The sequence below is a fragment of the Sphingomonas sp. AC411 genome (assembly GCF_979253035.1).
The window spans coordinates 2387910-2404058 of sequence record NZ_CEEDAQ010000001.1 but is presented as its reverse complement, the minus strand read 5'-3'; the positions used below and the strand labels follow the sequence as shown (position 1 = coordinate 2404058).

Below are 16149 nucleotides of genomic sequence, written 5' to 3'. Positions count from 1 at the left end.
TTTCGGCACCCGTAGCGAATTTAGGTCCGGATCTGGCCGAGGTGCAGATACCGCTCGTTGAACTCTGCGGCGTCGCGCAGCCGAGACCAGTCGGTCACGCTCACTTGGCGCTTCTTGCGCGCGATCAGCCCGTCGGTTTCGAGCGATTTCAGCACCCGGTTGACGTGCACCGGCGTCAGCCCGAGCGCGTCGCCAAGCTGCTCCTGCGTCATCGGCAACTCGTACGCCATCGCATCGCCGAGCGTCGATTTCTTGAATCGCACCGAGAATTCGCAGAGCAGATGCGCCATCCGGCTGCGCGCGTTCCTCCGGCCGACGTTGAGCAGCCATTCCCGGTGGATCGACGCCTCGACCAGCGCATCGATCCACAGGGCCTGGCCGGCGGTGGGACACGCCTCGATGAACTGGCGCAGCGCCACGATCGGGACCTCGGCCAGCGTCAGCCGGGTCAGGGCTTGGATGTCGTGATCGGATTCGTCGAGGAACAGGTTCTGCAGGTCGACGAATTCGCCGGGCATTAGGATCGATACGATCTCGCGCTCGCCATTGGGCGTCAGCTTCTGCCGATAGGCGAGCCCATCGAGAATGAACGCACACCGCGTCGGGCGCTGGCCTTCGCGGAGCATATAGGTCGACGCATCGATCGTCCGCACTTTGAATGGCAACGCTGCGATCTGGGCGCGGTCGTCCGCACTCATCGCCATCCGCGACTCGAACTTACGTATAACCTGTTCAGTCACGGTGGACATATCCACGTGCACTCTCCGCATCCAGTGCAGGAGCACTCGGTTCTCGCTGTCACCCTCTCTTGGATAGCGCGTCGGCGCGGAACGCACCTTATCCCAGGATTGAGCGGACCGACAAAACCCATGTTATGTTACGACGGACCGTTCCGGCACGTTCGGCGATCGACAACGCCTGGCGCCATCGGTTCAGGAATGCGGTGAACCGGTTATGCCGCCGGGGTGTCGCCCGGCTCGTCGATCATGACGGCGACCGCCAGCAGCACGCTCCCCTCGTCGTTTCGCACCGCGACGCGGAAGCGCGCCCCATGGCGTGCGACGGCGGGATGGTCGCTAAGGTAATCGCCCGCGAAGATGACCGCCTGGACGCGCGCTTCCTCGTCGTCCGCCAGATCGGTGCCTTCGTCGTCATTGACGCATTTATGGTTGTCGATGTCGAAGAAGTATCTGGGCATGCTCGACTTCCTCAACCGTTACGCAAACCCGATGATAACAGGCCGACAAACGCTCCGCTCTTACCAAAATCAGTTTCTGCGCGCGCTGCGTGCTCGACTTGAACTGCGTCGCGAGCGTAGGATGCGGGCAAACAATAGAGGATCCGCCGCATGAAACTGGCCAGCCTGAAGCATCCCGATGCCATCAAAGGGCGAGAGCGCGGACGAGACGGCAAGCTCGTCGTCGTCTCGAACGATCTCGCCTGGTATGCCGATGCGAGCCACATCGCGCCGACGCTGCAGGCCGCACTCGACGACTGGGACCGGCTGTCGCTCGATCTCAAGAACCTGTCGACCGATCTCGAACACGAGATGATCCCAATGCGGCGCTTCCACGAGCATGACGCCGAGTCGCCGTTGCCGCGTGCGTATCAATGGGCGGACGGTTCGGCCTACGTGAATCACGTCGCGCTGGTCCGCCAGGCGCGGGCGGCGGAGATGCCCGACAGCTTCTGGCACGATCCGCTGATGTATCAGGGCGGCTCTGACGGGTTCCTCGGCCCGCGCGATCCGATCCCGCTCGGCGACGAGGCCTGGGGTTGCGACATGGAGGCCGAGGTCGTCGTCGTGACCGGCGACGTGCCGATGGGCGCGACCCGCGACGAGGCGCTGGCGGCGATCCTGCTCGTCGGGCTGACCAACGACGTGAGCTTGCGCAACCTGATCCCCGGCGAACTCGGCAAGGGCTTCGGCTTCTTCCAGTCGAAGCCGGCAAGCGCGTTCTCGCCCGTGTTCGTGACCCCCGATGCGCTCGGCGACTGGTGGCAGGACGGCAAGCTACACCGGAAACTGATGGTCGATCTGAACGGCCAGCCGCTCGGGCGCGCCGATGCCGGGGAGGACATGACGTTCGATTTCGGCACGCTGGTCGCGCACGCCGCCAAGACCCGCAAGCTCGGTGCGGGCACGATCGTCGGCTCGGGCACCGTCTCGAACCGCGGCCCCGATGGCGGCCCCGGCAAATCGATCGCCGAGGGCGGCGTCGGCTATTCCTGCCTCGCCGAAGTCCGGACGATCGAGACGATCACCGGCGGCAAGCCCGTCACGCCGTTCCTCAAAAGGGCGATACCGTCCGCATCTGGGCCGAGGACGACAAGCGCCACCCGATCTTCGGCGTGATCGAACAGACGGTCGAATAGTCGCCACGTCGACTCCTTGTTTCCCCGCGAAGGCGGGGACCCAGTCTGGGTTCCCGCCTTCGCGGGAGAACAAGGAGGAGCCGATGTAAGTCTCTCACCTCACCGACGAAAACCACCCGATCGCCGCCGGCTGGAAAATCCCCTCGCAATCGCCGTTGAAATTTAATAACACGCTTCGGTAAGAGTGTTCCGCGGTCACAGCGGCCTCATGGAGATGGAATCACGATGGCAAGCGAGCATCCGCGCGCCAATTTGCAGCCCGGCCGGAATCTTCCGAGACTGGCGTTGCATATCCCCGAGCCGAAGTTCCGCCCCGGCGACGCGGTGGACTTCGCCGAAGTCGACGTGCCGACTGCCGGTGAGGCGCGCCGCCCCGACACCGCGGACAAGGCGTCCGACTTCACCGATCTCGCCTACACCTTGGTCCGCGTGCTCGACGAAGACGGCAACGCGGTCGGCCCCTGGGATCCCAAACTCTCCCCCGACGTGATGCGCCGCATGTTGCGCAGCATGGCGCTGCTCCGTGCGTTCGACGAACGCATGTTTCGCGCACAGCGCCAGGGCAAGACCAGCTTCTACATGAAGGCGCTCGGCGAGGAGGCGGTCGCCGTCGCCGCGGCCTATGCGCTCGATTACGAAGACATGTGCTTCCCTCGTACCGCCAGCAGGGTCTGCTAATCGCACGGGGCTGGAGCCTCGTCGACATGATGAACCAGATCTATTCGAACACGGCCGATAGGCTCGGCGGCAAGCAGCTGCCGATCATGTATTCGGTCAAGGAAGCCGGCTTCTTCTCGATCTCCGGCAACCTCACCACGCAATATCCGCAGGCGGTCGGCTGGGCGATGGCGTCGGCGGCCAAGGGCGACACGCGGATCGCCGCGACCTGGTGCGGCGAGGGCTCGACCGCGGAGGGCGACTTCCACTCGGCGTGCACGTTCGCCGCGGTCTACCGCGCGCCGGTGATCTTCAACGTCGTCAACAACCAGTGGGCGATCTCCAGCTTCTCCGGGTTCGCGGGCGCGGAGGCGACGACGTTCGCGGCGCGCGCGGTCGGCTACGGCATCGCCGGGCTCCGCGTCGACGGCAACGACGCACTGGCGGTGTACGCCGCGACCGAATGGGCCGCCGAGCGTGCGCGCACCAACCAGGGCCCGACGCTGATCGAGCACTTCACCTACCGCGCGGAAGGCCATTCGACCTCCGACGATCCCGGCCAGTATCGCAGCGAAGGCGAACCCAACGCGTGGCCGCTTGGCGACCCGATCAAGCGCCTGAAGGACCACCTTATCGCGATCGGCGAATGGGACGACGAGCGCCACGCCGCGCAGGACAAGGAACTCGCCGAGCAGGTCAAGGCCGCGCAGAAGGAAGCCGAGAAGAACGGCATCCTCGGGCACGGCCTGCATCAGCCGCTCGAATCGCTGTTTGACGGCGTGTTCGAGGAACTGCCGTGGCATCTGAAGGAGCAGCGTCAGCAGATGCTCGACGAGGAAACGGCCAGCGGCCGTCCATGGGATCGCAAGGCATGAGCGACATGATCGAAGCCGCCGTGTCTGAAACAACGGACGCCGAGCCCACCACCCGCATGAACATGATCCAGGCGATCAACTCCGCCATGGACATCATGATGGAGCGCGATCCCGACGTGATCGTCATGGGCGAGGACGTCGGCTATTTTGGCGGCGTCTTCCGCGCGACCGCCGGGCTGCAAGCCAAGCACGGCAAGACGCGCGTGTTCGACACCCCGATCACCGAATGCGGCATCATCGGCGTCGCGGTCGGCATGGGCGCGTACGGCCTGCGTCCCGTCCCCGAGATCCAGTTCGCGGACTACATCTATCCCGCGCTCGACCAGCTCGTCTCCGAAGCCGCACGCCTGCGCTATCGCTCGGCCGGCGAGTTCACCTCGCCGATCACGGTGCGCTCGCCGTTCGGCGGTGGCATCTTCGGCGGCCAGACGCACAGCCAGTCGCCGGAGGGGCTCTTCACCCACATGTCGGGGATCAAGACGGTCATCCCGTCGACGCCCTATGACGCGAAGGGCCTGCTGATCGCCGCGATCGAGGACAACGACCCGACGCTCTTCTTCGAACCCAAGCGCATCTACAACGGCCCGTTCGACGGCTATTGGGATCGCCCCTCGCAGAACTGGTCGAAGCACCCCGCCGGCGAAGTCCCGACCGGCTATTACAAGATCGAGCTCGGCAAGGCGAAGATCGTCCGCGCGGGCGAGGCGCTCACCATCCTCGCCTACGGCACGATGGTTCACGTCTGCACCGCGGTCGTCGCCGAAGCCGGGATCGACGCCGAGATCGTCGACCTGCGCACGCTCGTCCCGCTCGACATCGAGACGATCGAGGCGTCGGTGAAGAAGACCGGGCGCTGCATGATCGTCCACGAGGCGACTCGCACCAGCGGCTTCGGTGCGGAACTGTCGGCGATCGTCCAGGAACGCTGTTTCTACCATCTCGAGGCGCCGATCGAGCGCGTGACCGGGTTCGACACGCCGTACCCGCACAGCCTCGAATGGGCGTATTTCCCAGGGCCCGTCCGCATCGGCGAAGCCCTGAAAAAGATCATGAAGGACGCATAATGGCCCGCTTCACCTTCAAGCTGCCGGACATCGGCGAAGGCATCTCCGAAGCCGAGATCGTCGCGTGGCACGTCGCCATCGGCGACCGCGTCGAAGAGGATTCGCCGATCGCCGACATGATGACCGACAAGGCCACCGTCGAGATGGAATCGCCGGTGACCGGCGTTGTGGTCGAACTCGCGGGCGAGGTCGGCGACCAGGTGTCGATCGGCGCCGCGCTCGTGGTCATCGAGACGGACGCGGTGGATGCTACGGACGAAGTCGTCGCAGCGCCGCTCACGTCGGCCCAGGCCGAAACCGCCGAGCAATATGAAGCCGAAAACCCGGGTGTCGAAGAGGTGGTGGCAGCAACTCCCTCTCCCTCCGGGGAAAGAGTCGGGGTGAGGGGCAGCCCCAGGCGGAAACGCCGGCAGCTGCCCCAGCCCCTCACTCCCAGCCCTCTCCCCGCAGGGAGAGGGAGCAGAAGGCGCAAGCCGTTCCTGCGGCTGAGACCGAGCAGAAGCCGCACGCCCTCGCATCCCCCGCAGTCCGCGCCCGCGCCCGCGACCTCGGCATCGACCTCGCCTCGGTAAAGACCGACTCCGACCGAGTCCGACACGCAGACCTCGACGCCTACCTCCGCTATGGCTCGGGCGAAGGCTACCACCCCCACGCGTCGCGCGCCCGCGAAGACCAGCCTATCAAGGTCATCGGCATGCGCCGCCGCATCGCCGAAAACATGGCCGCGTCGAAGCGCGCGATCCCGCACTTCACCTATGTCGACGAGATCGATGTCACCGCCCTCGAGGCGATGCGCGCCGACCTCAACGCCAACCGCGGCGGCCGCCCCAAGCTCACCATGCTCCCGCTGATGATCGTCGCGATCTGCAAGACGATCCCCGACTTCCCGATGCTCAACGCGCGCTACGACGACGAGGCGGGCGTGGTCACGCGGCACGGCGCCATCCACCTCGGCATGGCCGCGCAGACCGACGCGGGGCTCACCGTCCCCGTGATCCGCGACGCCCAGGACCGCAACGTCTGGCAGCTCGCAACCGAGATCACGCGCCTCGCCGAAGCCGCCCGCGCCGGCAAGCTAGCCCCCAGCGAAATGGGCGGCGGCACGATCACGGTAACCTCGCTAGGCCCCCTCGGCGGCATCGCGACCACCCCGGTCATAAACCGCCCCGAAGTCGCGATCATCGGCCCCAACAAGATCGTCGAACGCCCCGTCTTCAAGGGCGACGAAGTCGTTCGCGCGAAACTGATGAACCTGTCGATCAGCTGCGACCACCGCGTCGTCGACGGCTGGGACGCGGCCAGCTTCGTCCAGGGCCTGAAAAAGTACCTGGAAACCCCCGTCCTGCTCTTCGCGGACTAAGCCCCAAACGCTCTTCCCTCCCTGAAAGGGAGGGGCCGAGGGTGGGTCCGCCGGCCTTGGTCGCGACGGCTCGACGATACGGAAGCCGACCCACCCCAACCCCTCCCTTCCAGGGAGGGGCAAGGAAGATCAAACGATCTCGAACAGCCCCGCCGCACCCATCCCGCCAGCGGTGCACATCGACACCACGACATACCGAACGCCGCGCTTGCGCCCCTCGATCAGCGCATGCCCGACCAGCCGCGACCCCGTCATCCCGAACGGGTGGCCGACCGCGATCGCGCCGCCATTGACGTTATACTTCTCCGGATCGATCCCCAGAAAATCACGGCAATACAGGCACTGTGACGCGAACGCCTCGTTCAGCTCCCAAAGCCCGATATCGCCCACCGACAACCCAGCGCGCTCAAGCAGCTTCGGGATCGCGAACACCGGCCCGATCCCCATCTCCGCCGGGCTGCACCCCGCCGCCTGGAACCCGCGATAGATGCCGAGGATGTCCTTCCCCTCGGCCTCCGCGGTCCGGCGGTCCATCAGCAACTGAGCCGAAGCACCGTCCGACAACTGGCTGGCATTGCCGGCGGTCACGCTCGATCCCGGTCCGGAGAACTCACCGCCCGGCCATACCGTCTTCAACCCGCCCAGACCCTCCAGCGTGGTGCCCGCGCGAATGCCCTCATCCTGCGACAAGGTGACGCTCTCGATCCCGGCATGCGCGCCCTGCTTGTCGAACAGCGCCTTCTCGACCGTGATCGGCACGATCTCCTCGGCAAACGCTCCGCTTGCGAGCCCAGCGGCAGCACGCTGCTGGCTCATAGCGGCATATTCGTCCTGCGCCTCGCGGCTGATCCCGTATTTCTCCGCGACAATCTCCGCGGTCTCGATCATCGGGATATAGGCCGCTGGTTCCTTCGCGATCACGCTCGCATTGACGAACCGCGGCGCGTCCTTGGTCACGGTGAAGCTGATAGACTCCATCCCGCCCGCCAGCGCGACATCCGCCTCGTCGCAGATGATCGTCCGCGCCGCGAGCGCCACCGCGGTCAGCCCCGATCCGCATTTCCGGTCGAGCGTGAACGCCGGCACCGACTCCGGCAGCCCACCCGCGAAGATCGCCATCCGCCCGGCGTTGCCGCCCTGCGTACCCCATTGATTGCCGACGCCCCAGAACACCTCGTCGATCCGCGCCGGATCGATCCCTGCACGCTCGACCACCGCGTTCATCACGTGCCCCGCCAGCACCGGCGCTTCGGTGGCATTGAAAGCGCCGCGATACGCTTTGCCGATAGCGGTACGGGCAGTCGAGACAATGGCGGCTTCACGCATGCTGGAACCTTTCGAGGATCGGGTATGTCGATGCTCTAGGCGTTCCGGCGTTGCGGGGAAAGCCCTCAGGGAACGCGGGCGAGCCAACCGCCGGTGAATCCGGCACGGTCCAGCCCGCGGCGGATATGCGGGTTACGCCGCATCGTGTTCCAGACCATGCCGGTCCGCCAATTCTCGATCATCGCAACGATCGGTCCCTGGTCGATACCGAGATAATCTACGTCGACCCAGCCCACGCCGGGCACGATCCGGCCATGCTTCAGCGGCTCACCCATCTCGGTCAGCGTCGGGTTGAACGCGTCGAAGAAGCCGTATTTGCCGTAAATGCCCTTGCCGTAGCGGTCGTGCATCGCGGTGATCGCCGGGATGACGAGATCGGGCGCGAACACGATCGATCCGACTACGGCGGTCGGGGCCAGCGTCCCGTCGTCGCGCGCGCCGGGGCCGCGTTCGGAGTAACTGAAGAATTCGCGCGGGCGACCGGCGATCGTCGCCTTGAAATCGCCGGGCCCGTCGCACGCGGTCAGTCCCCAGATGTCGGGGCCATAGCCGGCGAACTGGCGGCCATTCGCACCACCGTTGGAGATCGCATAGTCGCGCTGCGCGATCGTCGCGCGCCGGCTGTTCTCGAAATAATCGATGTCCTTGGTCGCGATGTACGCGTCGCGGATGCCGCGGAAATCGACCCAGACATGGCTGTATTGATGCACGAACATCGGCGGGTAATGGAGATGGTCGCCGCTCCACGACGGCTCGAACTTCGCGGTCAGCGCGCCCCAGGTCGACGGCGGCAGCGGATGCGTCGGCGATCCCAGCGCGAGCAGATACATCAGCATCCCCTCGTTGTAGATGTTCCAGTCGCTGGCGATGAACCCGCTCTCGGGATGCCAGCCCATCGACAGGAACGGCGCACGTGGCGTGATCCACGTCCAGTCGACCGCACCATAGATCTGGTCCGCCAGCGCGCGAATCCGCTGTTCCTCGGGATGATCGCCATCGAACCAGCTCTGCGCGAACAATATGCCGCCGAGCAGCAACGCGGTATCGATCGTCGACAGCTCGGCGCGCGCGAACCGCTGGCCCTTGGTGATGCCGAGAAAGTGGTAGAAAAAGCCCTTGTAGCCGCTGTTGCCGGTCGGCTCGGGGCCCATCGGTGCGATCGCGAAGAACTCCATCGTTGCCAGCGTCCGCTTGCGCGCCTGTTCGCGCGTGATCCAGCCGTTAACGACGCCAATCGGATACGCGGTGAGCGCGAACCCGACCGCGGCGATCGACGAGAAGGAGGGCGTCGGCCAGCGATCGAGCGCGAGCCCCGTCACCGGATCGGTCGTGTCCCAGAAATACAGGAACGCGCGCTCCTGCAGATTGTCGATCAGCGGGTTGGCAGAGGGCGGCGGTTCGGGCGGCGCGGTCCCCGTGACGTTTTCGATCGCCTTGACCAGCGGCCGTCCGACCGATGTGCATCCTGCGGTCAGTCCACCGAGTGATAGTGCGCCGGTGCCCAGAAACTGCCGTCTATCGAGCATGGATACTCCTGATCGGGGACCGCCGATGGCGGCAGGCGACCAACATGGCCGCCCGCCGATTAACGCATCAGAAACGATATCCGACCCTGAACTGGAAGCGGCGGGGCAGGGTGAGCAGCCCGGTCGGCAGGTTCGTCGGCCCGCCGAAGCTATAGGTTTCGCCGACACCGAGATTGCCCGAATAGCCGGTGTAGTTCTTGTTGTTGAAGGCGTTGAGCAGATCGACCGCCACGTTGATGTTGTGCGTGTTGAAGACCTTGATGTTGTTCTGGAGCGTCAGATTGACCTCGCAGAACGCAAATACGCTGCCGAGGCAGTTCTTCGGGCGGTACAGCGATCGGATGGTCTGCTGGTTGACGCTGGTGCCGGCGGACTGGTCCAGCAACTGGAACGCGGTGCCGCTGCCCAGGGTCGTCAGCGTCGAGAACTGGAATCCGACGGGGAGGTCGACGATACCCGACAGGACGATCCGGTGACGCTCGTCTTGGTCGGCGATCGGCCGCCAGCCATATTGATCCGGCGTGACCTTATCGAGACTGAACAGATCGCCGCCGTCCTGCTCCGCCTTCGACAGCGTGTAGGCGAGGTTGAAGCCCCAGCCCGACGAAACCGTGTAATCCTTGTCGATCGTCACCAGCAGCGCCTTGTAGCGCGTCCGCAACCCGTCATAGCCGATCAGCACGTTGCTGAAGCCGTTCGCGCGCGGGATCGTCGTATCGCAGCACGATCCGTCCGGATTGCGCGTCGCGAACAGGTGCGTGTAGCCGTTCTGCCCGCGAACATACGACCCGGTCACCGATGCGCGGAAGATCCCGAACTTCTGGCGCAGGCCAAGGCTGAACTGGTCGGTCGATGGCGCCTTGGCATCGTTCTTCACGGCAAAAAGCTGCGGCAGGCCGGTCTGCGCGGTCTGCCGCAGCGCAAGCAGGCCATCACGCGTCAGATAGCTGTCGTTCCAGACCACGGTCGGGTTGCCGTCGCGCGGCTGGCCATCGCGCGAGAAGTAGAAGACGCCGGTCTGGTATTGCAGGCGGAATTGCTCGTCGAGCGTGTTGTTGAAGACGTTACGATCGAAATATTTGCCATAGCCGCCGAACAGCACGGTGCGCTGGTCGTCGTTGAAGTCATAGCTGAAGCCGATCCGCGGCTGGAACATGTCCTTGCGCGTCGGGCGATCGGTGCCGTCGGTGACGTAGTCCGCGGGGTCGAAATAATCGGTCTTGGGCAGCGCGTTCAACGTCGCGACCGCCGCGGCGGGGGTGCGATATTTGTTGTTGAACAGATTGCTTTCGTAATCCCAGCGCAGGCCGATGTTGAGCTGCAACTTGCTGGTGATGTCCCAGTCGTCCTGCAGGTAGACGCCAAGCTGCGAGTTCGACGCGATGATCCGCGGATTGCCGACGCCGAGCTGCGCCTGTGCCGGGAAGCTGAAATCGAGTCCTCGGGCCGCGTCAGTCTGGAAGAAGTAGTTCGGCTGGACGTAGAAGTTCTTGGTGAAGTCGTAATCCTGGAACGCGAAGCGGATACCGCCCTTGATCACGTGGTTGGCAAGGCCGTTATACGTCAGGTCGTCGCGCAGCGTGTAGCTCTGCTGGCTGATCCGCTGCGTCGAATCCTTGCCGCCGAAGGTGATCACGCCCTCATATTGAAAGCTCGGATCGTCGGGGTTGAGCGACGACGGGTTGTAGACCGTGTCGAGATAGGTCGCGTTGAATTCGTTGACGAAGCTGTCGCCGGTATAGGTCCATTTGTACGTGTAGGTGTCGGTCTTGTTGATCTTGTTGACCGCCGCCGAATACGCGATGTTGGCCGATCCGAAATTCGCGCCGAACCCCGACACGTCGGTTTCCTGGCGACGGCTGAACGACAGGTCGAACACCTGGCGCTCGTCGGGCGTGAAGGTCAGCTTGCCGAAATAGAAATCGCCGCGATACGGGCTGACATAGGTGCCTTCATACTGGCCGAAGCGCGCCAGGTTTTCCGGAGTAGGGTTGCCGACCGTGACGCTCGATGCACGATCCTGGTCGTTGCCTTCGTACGCGCCGAAGAAGAACAGCTTGTCCTTGATGATCGGGCCGCCGAGCGAGATGCCGTATTGCTTGCGCTCGAACTTCGGTTTGCCGCGACCGGCGCGCTCGTCGAGGATGCTGGCGGCGGTCAGGCTGCGATCGGTATATTGGCCGAACATCTCGCCGTGGAAATCGTTGGTGCCCGATTTGGTGATTGCGGTGATGATCGCCGACCCGGCTTGCTCGTATTCGGCCTTGTAGTTCTGCGTCAGCACGCGGAATTCGCCGACCGCGAGCTGCCCGAACGGGTTGCCGCGGCTGTCGGTCTGGCCGGCGATGCCGCCCAGCGTCTGGCTCTTCAGGCTGGTGCCGTCGATGAAGACGTTGACCTGGCTGGCGGGCGAGGCGCCTGCGGTGATGCCCTTGTTGGTCTCGCTGTCGTTGTAGCGCACGCCCGGTGCGAGCGCGGCGAACGTCAGGAAGTTGCGATCGCCCTGCGGCAGGATACGGATCTGCGCCTGGCTGACGTTGGTGGCGACTTCGGAGGTCTTGGTCTCGACCAGCTTGCCCGCGGTGACGATGATCTCGCCGCCCTCGTTGGCCCCACCGGTGGTCGTGCCACCTTCGGCGGTCGCGCCGGCAGCAGGGCCGCCGCGGTCGGTGCCGCGAGCACCGCGTCGAGCGTCGCGGACTGGCCGACGCCGACCGAGATACGCTGCGCCGAAATCTTGCCGTCGGGACCGGTGAACGTGATCGTGTAAGTGGCGGGGCGCAGGCCGTTCAGCACATAGCTGCCGGTCGCGCTGGTGGTCGCGCGGAAGGTCTGGTTGGTGCCGTCATTGACCGCGACCACGGTCGCGCCGGCGACCGTCGCCCCGGCGGCGTCGCGCACCTGGCCGCGGATCGCCGCGGTCGTGGTCTGCGCCGATGCGGGCGCAACCAGTGCCGCCGCAGTGCCGAGTATCGTCGTCGTTGCCAGTGCGGCGCGCAACGCCGTGGCCATCATCGTCTTCATGTCCCAAAGTCCCCTGAAGGGAATGCACATCGGGACAGACGGAGTGCGCATCGCACCGATCCGCCGGCACATCCGCCGACCGTCGGTATCCTGCGTCGCGATTTCCCGCGCTTCCATGCCCTGATCCACTCCCGCGAACCGCTCCTCGTGGAGACGGTCCCGGCGACGCGCATGTTTGCGTATGATGCCGGGACGGGGGCTTACGCCGCGTTTCTGCCAGCATCCACCCTTCTGCCGGGTGCAGTGCTCATTGCGCGACAAGACGTGTCATTTCCGCAACAACATAAGGTGTTGCGGGTAGTTACATCTCCTCTCTGACGATCAGAGCCGTGATCGTCTCGACGTTTGGTCGCCGAGAAACAGAGAACCCCTTATTTCATAAGGACTAATTCTTCCGCCATCGTCGGATGCAGTGCGACGGTCGCGTCGAAATCGGCCTTGGTCAGCCCGGCCTTCACTGCCACCGCAGCGGATTGCAGGATCTCCGGGCAATCCGGGCCGATCATGTGGATGCCGACCACCCGGTCGGTCTCGCCATCGCAGATCATCTTGTAGAGCGAACGCTCGTTGCGGCCTGCCAGCACGTTCTTCATCGGCCGGAAGTCCGACGTGTAGACCTTCACCGATCCCAGCGCCTGCTTGGCCTGCGGATTCGGTCATGCCGACGCCGGCCATCGGCGGGTGGCTGAACACCGCCGCGGGAACGTTGGCGTAATCGACGCGCGTCGGCTTGCTGCCGAAGAACGTGTCCGCGAACGCCTGCCCCTCGCGGATCGCGACCGGGGTCAGCTGGATCCGGTTGGTGACGTCGCCGACCGCAAAGATCGAGTCGCAGCTCGACTTGTTGTCCTCGTCGACGATCACCGCACCGACCGCGTCCATCTCCACGCCCGCGCTCTCGAGGCCGAGTCCCTTGGTATTGGGCAGGCGACCGGTTGCGAACATCACGAGATCGACGGTGATCGGCTCGTGTCCGCTCATCCTAACCGTCAGGCAGCCGCCCTCGTCCTTCTCGATGCTCTCGAACGCGGCGTTGAAGCGGAAATCGATGCCCTTGCTCATCGAGATCTGGAGCAGGCGGTCGCGGATCGATTCGTCATAGCCGCGCAGGATAACGTCGGTCCGATTGACCAACGTCACGTGCGCCCCGAACTGGTGGAAGATCCCGGCGAACTCGTTGGCGATATAGCCCGCGCCCGCAATCAGCACGCGCTTCGGCACGTCGTCGAGATGGAAGACCTCGTTCGAAGTGATGCCGTGTTCCGAGCCGGGGAACTCGGGGGTCAGCGGATGCGCGCCGACCGCGATCAGGATCTTCGCGGCCGTCTTCACGCTGCCGTCGGCGAGCGTGACTTCGTTGGGACCGGAGACGACCGCGCGCTGGTGGATGATGTCGACGTGATTGTTCTGGAGCGTGGTGGTGTAGGCGCCGTTGATCCGGTCGACCTCCTCCATGACGTTGTCGCGGAGCGTCGGCCAGCTGAACGCACAATCGTCGGGCACCTGCCAGCCGAACCGCTTTGCGTCCTTCAGGTCCTCCGCGAAATGCGCGCCGTAGATCAGTAGCTTCTTGGGCACGCAGCCGCGGATGACGCAGGTCCCGCCGACGCGGTACTCCTCGGCGACCGCGACGCGTGCGCCGTGCGCAGCAGCAACACGTGAGGCGCGCGTACCGCCCGAGCCTGCGCCGATGACGAAGAGGTCATAGTCGAATTGGGTATCGGTCACAGGCAGTCCTTGCAGGTCACGCGCCGCTGAGCAGCTTTGCATGCCATCTGGGGCAGGGGGCGCGACGCCACAACCCCGGCGCGGCGATCACGCTGATCGGTCGGCTCTATCGCTGACCGGTCCTGCGCATCGGCATCGCGTCGATCGTCTGCTCGAGAACGGCGGCGGGGAAGGGCTTCGCGCTGCGCAGTTTCTCCCCGCCGTCCTTGCCGATCAGGATCGCGGTGAAGGGCGCGCGGAGGCGGTATTTGCGGCGGATCGAAGCGGCCGTGTCGCCCGCACCACTGACCCGGTCGCCGATCACTTCGACGACAGTGAGGTCACGGTCGTCGCTGTTAGCCTTCCAGTCGGCGACGATGCGTCGTTGCTCGGCAAGCGCCGCGTTTTCGCCGGAGGCGGCGGCAACAATTAGTACGCGCCGCTCCCACTTCATCTGCGCGAGGGTGGGGGAGGCGGCGAGCGCTACGGCAAGAAGAAGGGGCATCAGGATTCAACGCACCACCTTCTCTTGTTCTCCGCGAAGGCGGGAGCCCAGGATCACTATCGCTGTGGGTGGTATCCTGGGCCCCGCCTCCGCGGGGAACAAGAAAGAGGTTTCCGCTCGGAGTTACCCGAACGCGCGCTTGATCAGATCATCCGTCGAAGGATCGAACGTCTGCCCGCCCTTCTCCGCCGCCTTCGCCATTTCCTTCCCCAGTTCCACCCCGAACTGGTCGAACGAATTAATCCCCAGCAGCACGCCGTTCACGAACACCCGGTGCTCATAAAATGCGATCAGCGCCCCCAGCGTCCGCGCATCCAGATCGTCGAGCAGCAACGTCGAAGACGGCCGGTCACCCGAATAGCTCCGCGCGGGGTCCTCGACCTGCTTGCCCGCCATCAACGCCGCACCCTGCGCGAATGCATTCAGCAACAGCGCCCGGTGATGCTCGTCGGGCAGCGTATCGCCCGGCTCGATCGACGCGACGAACTCGACCGGCACCAGATGCGTGCCCTGATGCAGCAACTGGAACACCGCGTGCTGCGCCTCGGTGCCGACCCCGCCCCAGGTGATCGCGGCCGACGGCCGCCCGAGCGGCTCGCCTTCCGCGGTCACCGACTTGCCGTTCGACTCCATCTCCAGCTGCTGGAGATAGCTCGGCAGCAACCGCAACCGCTCGTCATACGCGAACGTCGCGCGCGTCTCGGCGCCGCGCACCTGCGTGTAATACAGGTCGGCGAAGGCCGCGAGCGCGGGCGCGTTCTCATGCAGCGCGGCGAGGCGGAAGTGGCGGTCCATCTCGGCCGCGCCCTCCAGCAGTTCCTCGAACCGGTCCCAGCCAAGCCCGATCGCCGCCGGGAACCCGATCGTCGACCACAAGGAATACCGCCCGCCGACGCTCTCCGCGAACGGCAGGATGCGCGTCTCGTCCACGCCCCACTCCATCGCCTTCTCGGGCGCCGCGGTCAGCGCGATCACGCGCCCGTAAGGATCCTCGACATTATGCTCGGTCATCCACTGCAGGACGCTTTCGGCGTTCATCAGAGTCTCGGTCGTGGTGAAGGTCTTCGACGCGACCACCAGCAACGTCGCCGCCGGATCGAACTTCGCGAACATGTCCTCCAGCGCGACGCCGTCGACATTGGCGACGATGCCGACGTCGTAGCGCTTGTCGTCACGCCCCAGCGCATCGACCAGCAATTGCGGCCCCAGCGCCGATCCGCCGATCCCGACATGCAGGATATGCCGCACCGGCCCCAGCGCATCCGCCTCGATCGCGTCGATCAGCGTCCGCATCCGCGCGTGGCTCGCGCGTGCGATCGCGACGCTCTCGGGCTTGCCCTCGCCGCGCTCGGCGGTGTGCTCGACCGCGCGGCCCTCGGTGACGTTGACGATCTCGCCACTGAACATCGCCTGGCGCTTGCCCGCGAGATCCTGCGACTTCGCCATCTCCTCGAACGCGGTGACCATGTCCGTCGTCAGATGCGTCTTCGACCAGTCGAAATGGATGCCCGCGACGTCGAGGCTCAGCTTCGAGAGTCGCTCCGAATCCTGCGCGAACAGGTCGGTCAGCTTGGTGGCGGGCAGGGCTTCGATCTTGGACCAGTCGGCGGTCATGCTACTTCTCCGAATAGACGTGCGCGCCGGTCATGCTGCAAGCGCGAGACCGCGACAACGCTCTTTCGGTGACAGGTATCCCGCATACGCTTGACGACACGCGCCGTCTGCGCAA

9 protein-coding genes and 4 pseudogenes are annotated in these 16149 nt (G+C 65.1%); 4 read left to right on the top strand and 9 right to left on the bottom strand.

Translation table 11 applies throughout. The features are described 5' to 3' along the window. Positions 1-20: 20 nt before the first annotated feature. Both AC0IX7_RS12340 and AC0IX7_RS12335 read right to left on the bottom strand, forming a co-directional pair. Entirely contained in the window at positions 21-704 is a 684-nt protein-coding gene (locus AC0IX7_RS12340; protein WP_471812153.1) for a Crp/Fnr family transcriptional regulator, read from the bottom strand. A gap of 248 nt (positions 705-952) precedes the next feature. Next, the gene (locus AC0IX7_RS12335) at positions 953-1198 is read right to left on the bottom strand and encodes a DUF6894 family protein (protein ID WP_471812151.1); all 246 of its coding nucleotides are present in this window, start codon (positions 1196-1198) and stop codon (positions 953-955) included. A gap of 150 nt (positions 1199-1348) precedes the next feature. On the opposite strand from AC0IX7_RS12335, the pseudogene AC0IX7_RS12330 reads away from it, so the two are divergent. From AC0IX7_RS12330 to AC0IX7_RS12315, 4 genes and pseudogenes are all read left to right on the top strand, one after another. Further along, positions 1349-2376 (top strand): annotated as a pseudogene (locus tag AC0IX7_RS12330) (fumarylacetoacetate hydrolase family protein). A gap of 225 nt (positions 2377-2601) precedes the next feature. Then, positions 2602-3908, top strand: a pseudogene (locus AC0IX7_RS12325) (thiamine pyrophosphate-dependent enzyme). Positions 3909-3964: 56 nt separating this feature from the next. Then, the gene (locus AC0IX7_RS12320) at positions 3965-4972 is read left to right on the top strand and encodes an alpha-ketoacid dehydrogenase subunit beta (RefSeq protein ID WP_253072416.1); all 1008 of its coding nucleotides are present in this window, start codon (positions 3965-3967) and stop codon (positions 4970-4972) included. After that, positions 4972-6332, top strand: a pseudogene (locus AC0IX7_RS12315) (dihydrolipoamide acetyltransferase family protein). Before AC0IX7_RS12320 ends, AC0IX7_RS12315 begins: the two are co-directional and overlap by 1 nt. 129 nt (positions 6333-6461) lie before the next feature. Here the strand turns inward: AC0IX7_RS12315 and AC0IX7_RS12310 are convergent. The 7 genes and pseudogenes from AC0IX7_RS12310 to pgi all read right to left on the bottom strand — a co-directional run bounded on the left by AC0IX7_RS12310 (position 6462) and on the right by pgi (position 16034). Further along, a complete protein-coding gene (locus AC0IX7_RS12310; protein ID WP_471812150.1) occupies positions 6462-7658 on the bottom strand; it encodes a thiolase family protein in 1197 nt (398 codons plus the stop codon). 65 nt (positions 7659-7723) lie between these two features. Then, complete coding sequence (locus tag AC0IX7_RS12305) at positions 7724-9184, bottom strand: glucoamylase family protein (protein WP_471812148.1); 1461 nt, start codon at positions 9182-9184, stop codon at positions 7724-7726. Between the two features lie 67 nt (positions 9185-9251). After that, positions 9252-11645 carry a TonB-dependent receptor plug domain-containing protein gene (locus tag AC0IX7_RS12300; RefSeq protein WP_471812146.1) on the bottom strand — a complete coding sequence of 798 codons (2394 nt, stop codon included), beginning with the start codon at positions 11643-11645 and terminating at the stop codon, positions 9252-9254. Between the two features lie 23 nt (positions 11646-11668). Next, positions 11669-12325, bottom strand: a complete 657-nt coding sequence (locus AC0IX7_RS12295) for a carboxypeptidase-like regulatory domain-containing protein (protein ID WP_471812144.1) — start codon at positions 12323-12325, stop codon at positions 11669-11671. A gap of 254 nt (positions 12326-12579) precedes the next feature. Then, positions 12580-13978 (bottom strand): annotated as a pseudogene (gene gorA, locus AC0IX7_RS12290) (glutathione-disulfide reductase). Positions 13979-14042: 64 nt separating this feature from the next. Further along, the gene (locus AC0IX7_RS12285; protein WP_471812142.1) at positions 14043-14420 is read right to left on the bottom strand and encodes a DUF4174 domain-containing protein; all 378 of its coding nucleotides are present in this window, start codon (positions 14418-14420) and stop codon (positions 14043-14045) included. A 123-nt stretch (positions 14421-14543) separates the two neighbouring features. Next, positions 14544-16034, bottom strand: coding sequence for a glucose-6-phosphate isomerase (pgi, locus tag AC0IX7_RS12280; protein ID WP_471812140.1), 1491 nt, complete (start codon positions 16032-16034; stop codon positions 14544-14546). Positions 16035-16149: the final 115 nt, after the last annotated feature.

Bases quoted from the DNA above. Each gene is read 5' to 3' on its own strand.
- AC0IX7_RS12340 (WP_471812153.1), bottom strand. From the start codon at position 704: ATGGCGATGAGTGCGGACGACCGCGCCCAGATCGCAGCGTTGCCATTC.
- AC0IX7_RS12335 (WP_471812151.1), bottom strand. From the start codon at position 1,198: ATGCCCAGATACTTCTTCGACATCGACAACCATAAATGCGTCAATGAC.
- AC0IX7_RS12320 (WP_253072416.1), top strand. From the start codon at position 3,965: ATGAACATGATCCAGGCGATCAACTCCGCCATGGACATCATGATGGAG.
- AC0IX7_RS12310 (WP_471812150.1), bottom strand. From the start codon at position 7,658: ATGCGTGAAGCCGCCATTGTCTCGACTGCCCGTACCGCTATCGGCAAA.
- AC0IX7_RS12305 (WP_471812148.1), bottom strand. From the start codon at position 9,184: ATGCTCGATAGACGGCAGTTTCTGGGCACCGGCGCACTATCACTCGGT.
- AC0IX7_RS12295 (WP_471812144.1), bottom strand. From the start codon at position 12,325: ATGGAAGCGCGGGAAATCGCGACGCAGGATACCGACGGTCGGCGGATG.
- AC0IX7_RS12285 (WP_471812142.1), bottom strand. From the start codon at position 14,420: ATGCCCCTTCTTCTTGCCGTAGCGCTCGCCGCCTCCCCCACCCTCGCG.
- pgi (WP_471812140.1), bottom strand. From the start codon at position 16,034: ATGACCGCCGACTGGTCCAAGATCGAAGCCCTGCCCGCCACCAAGCTG.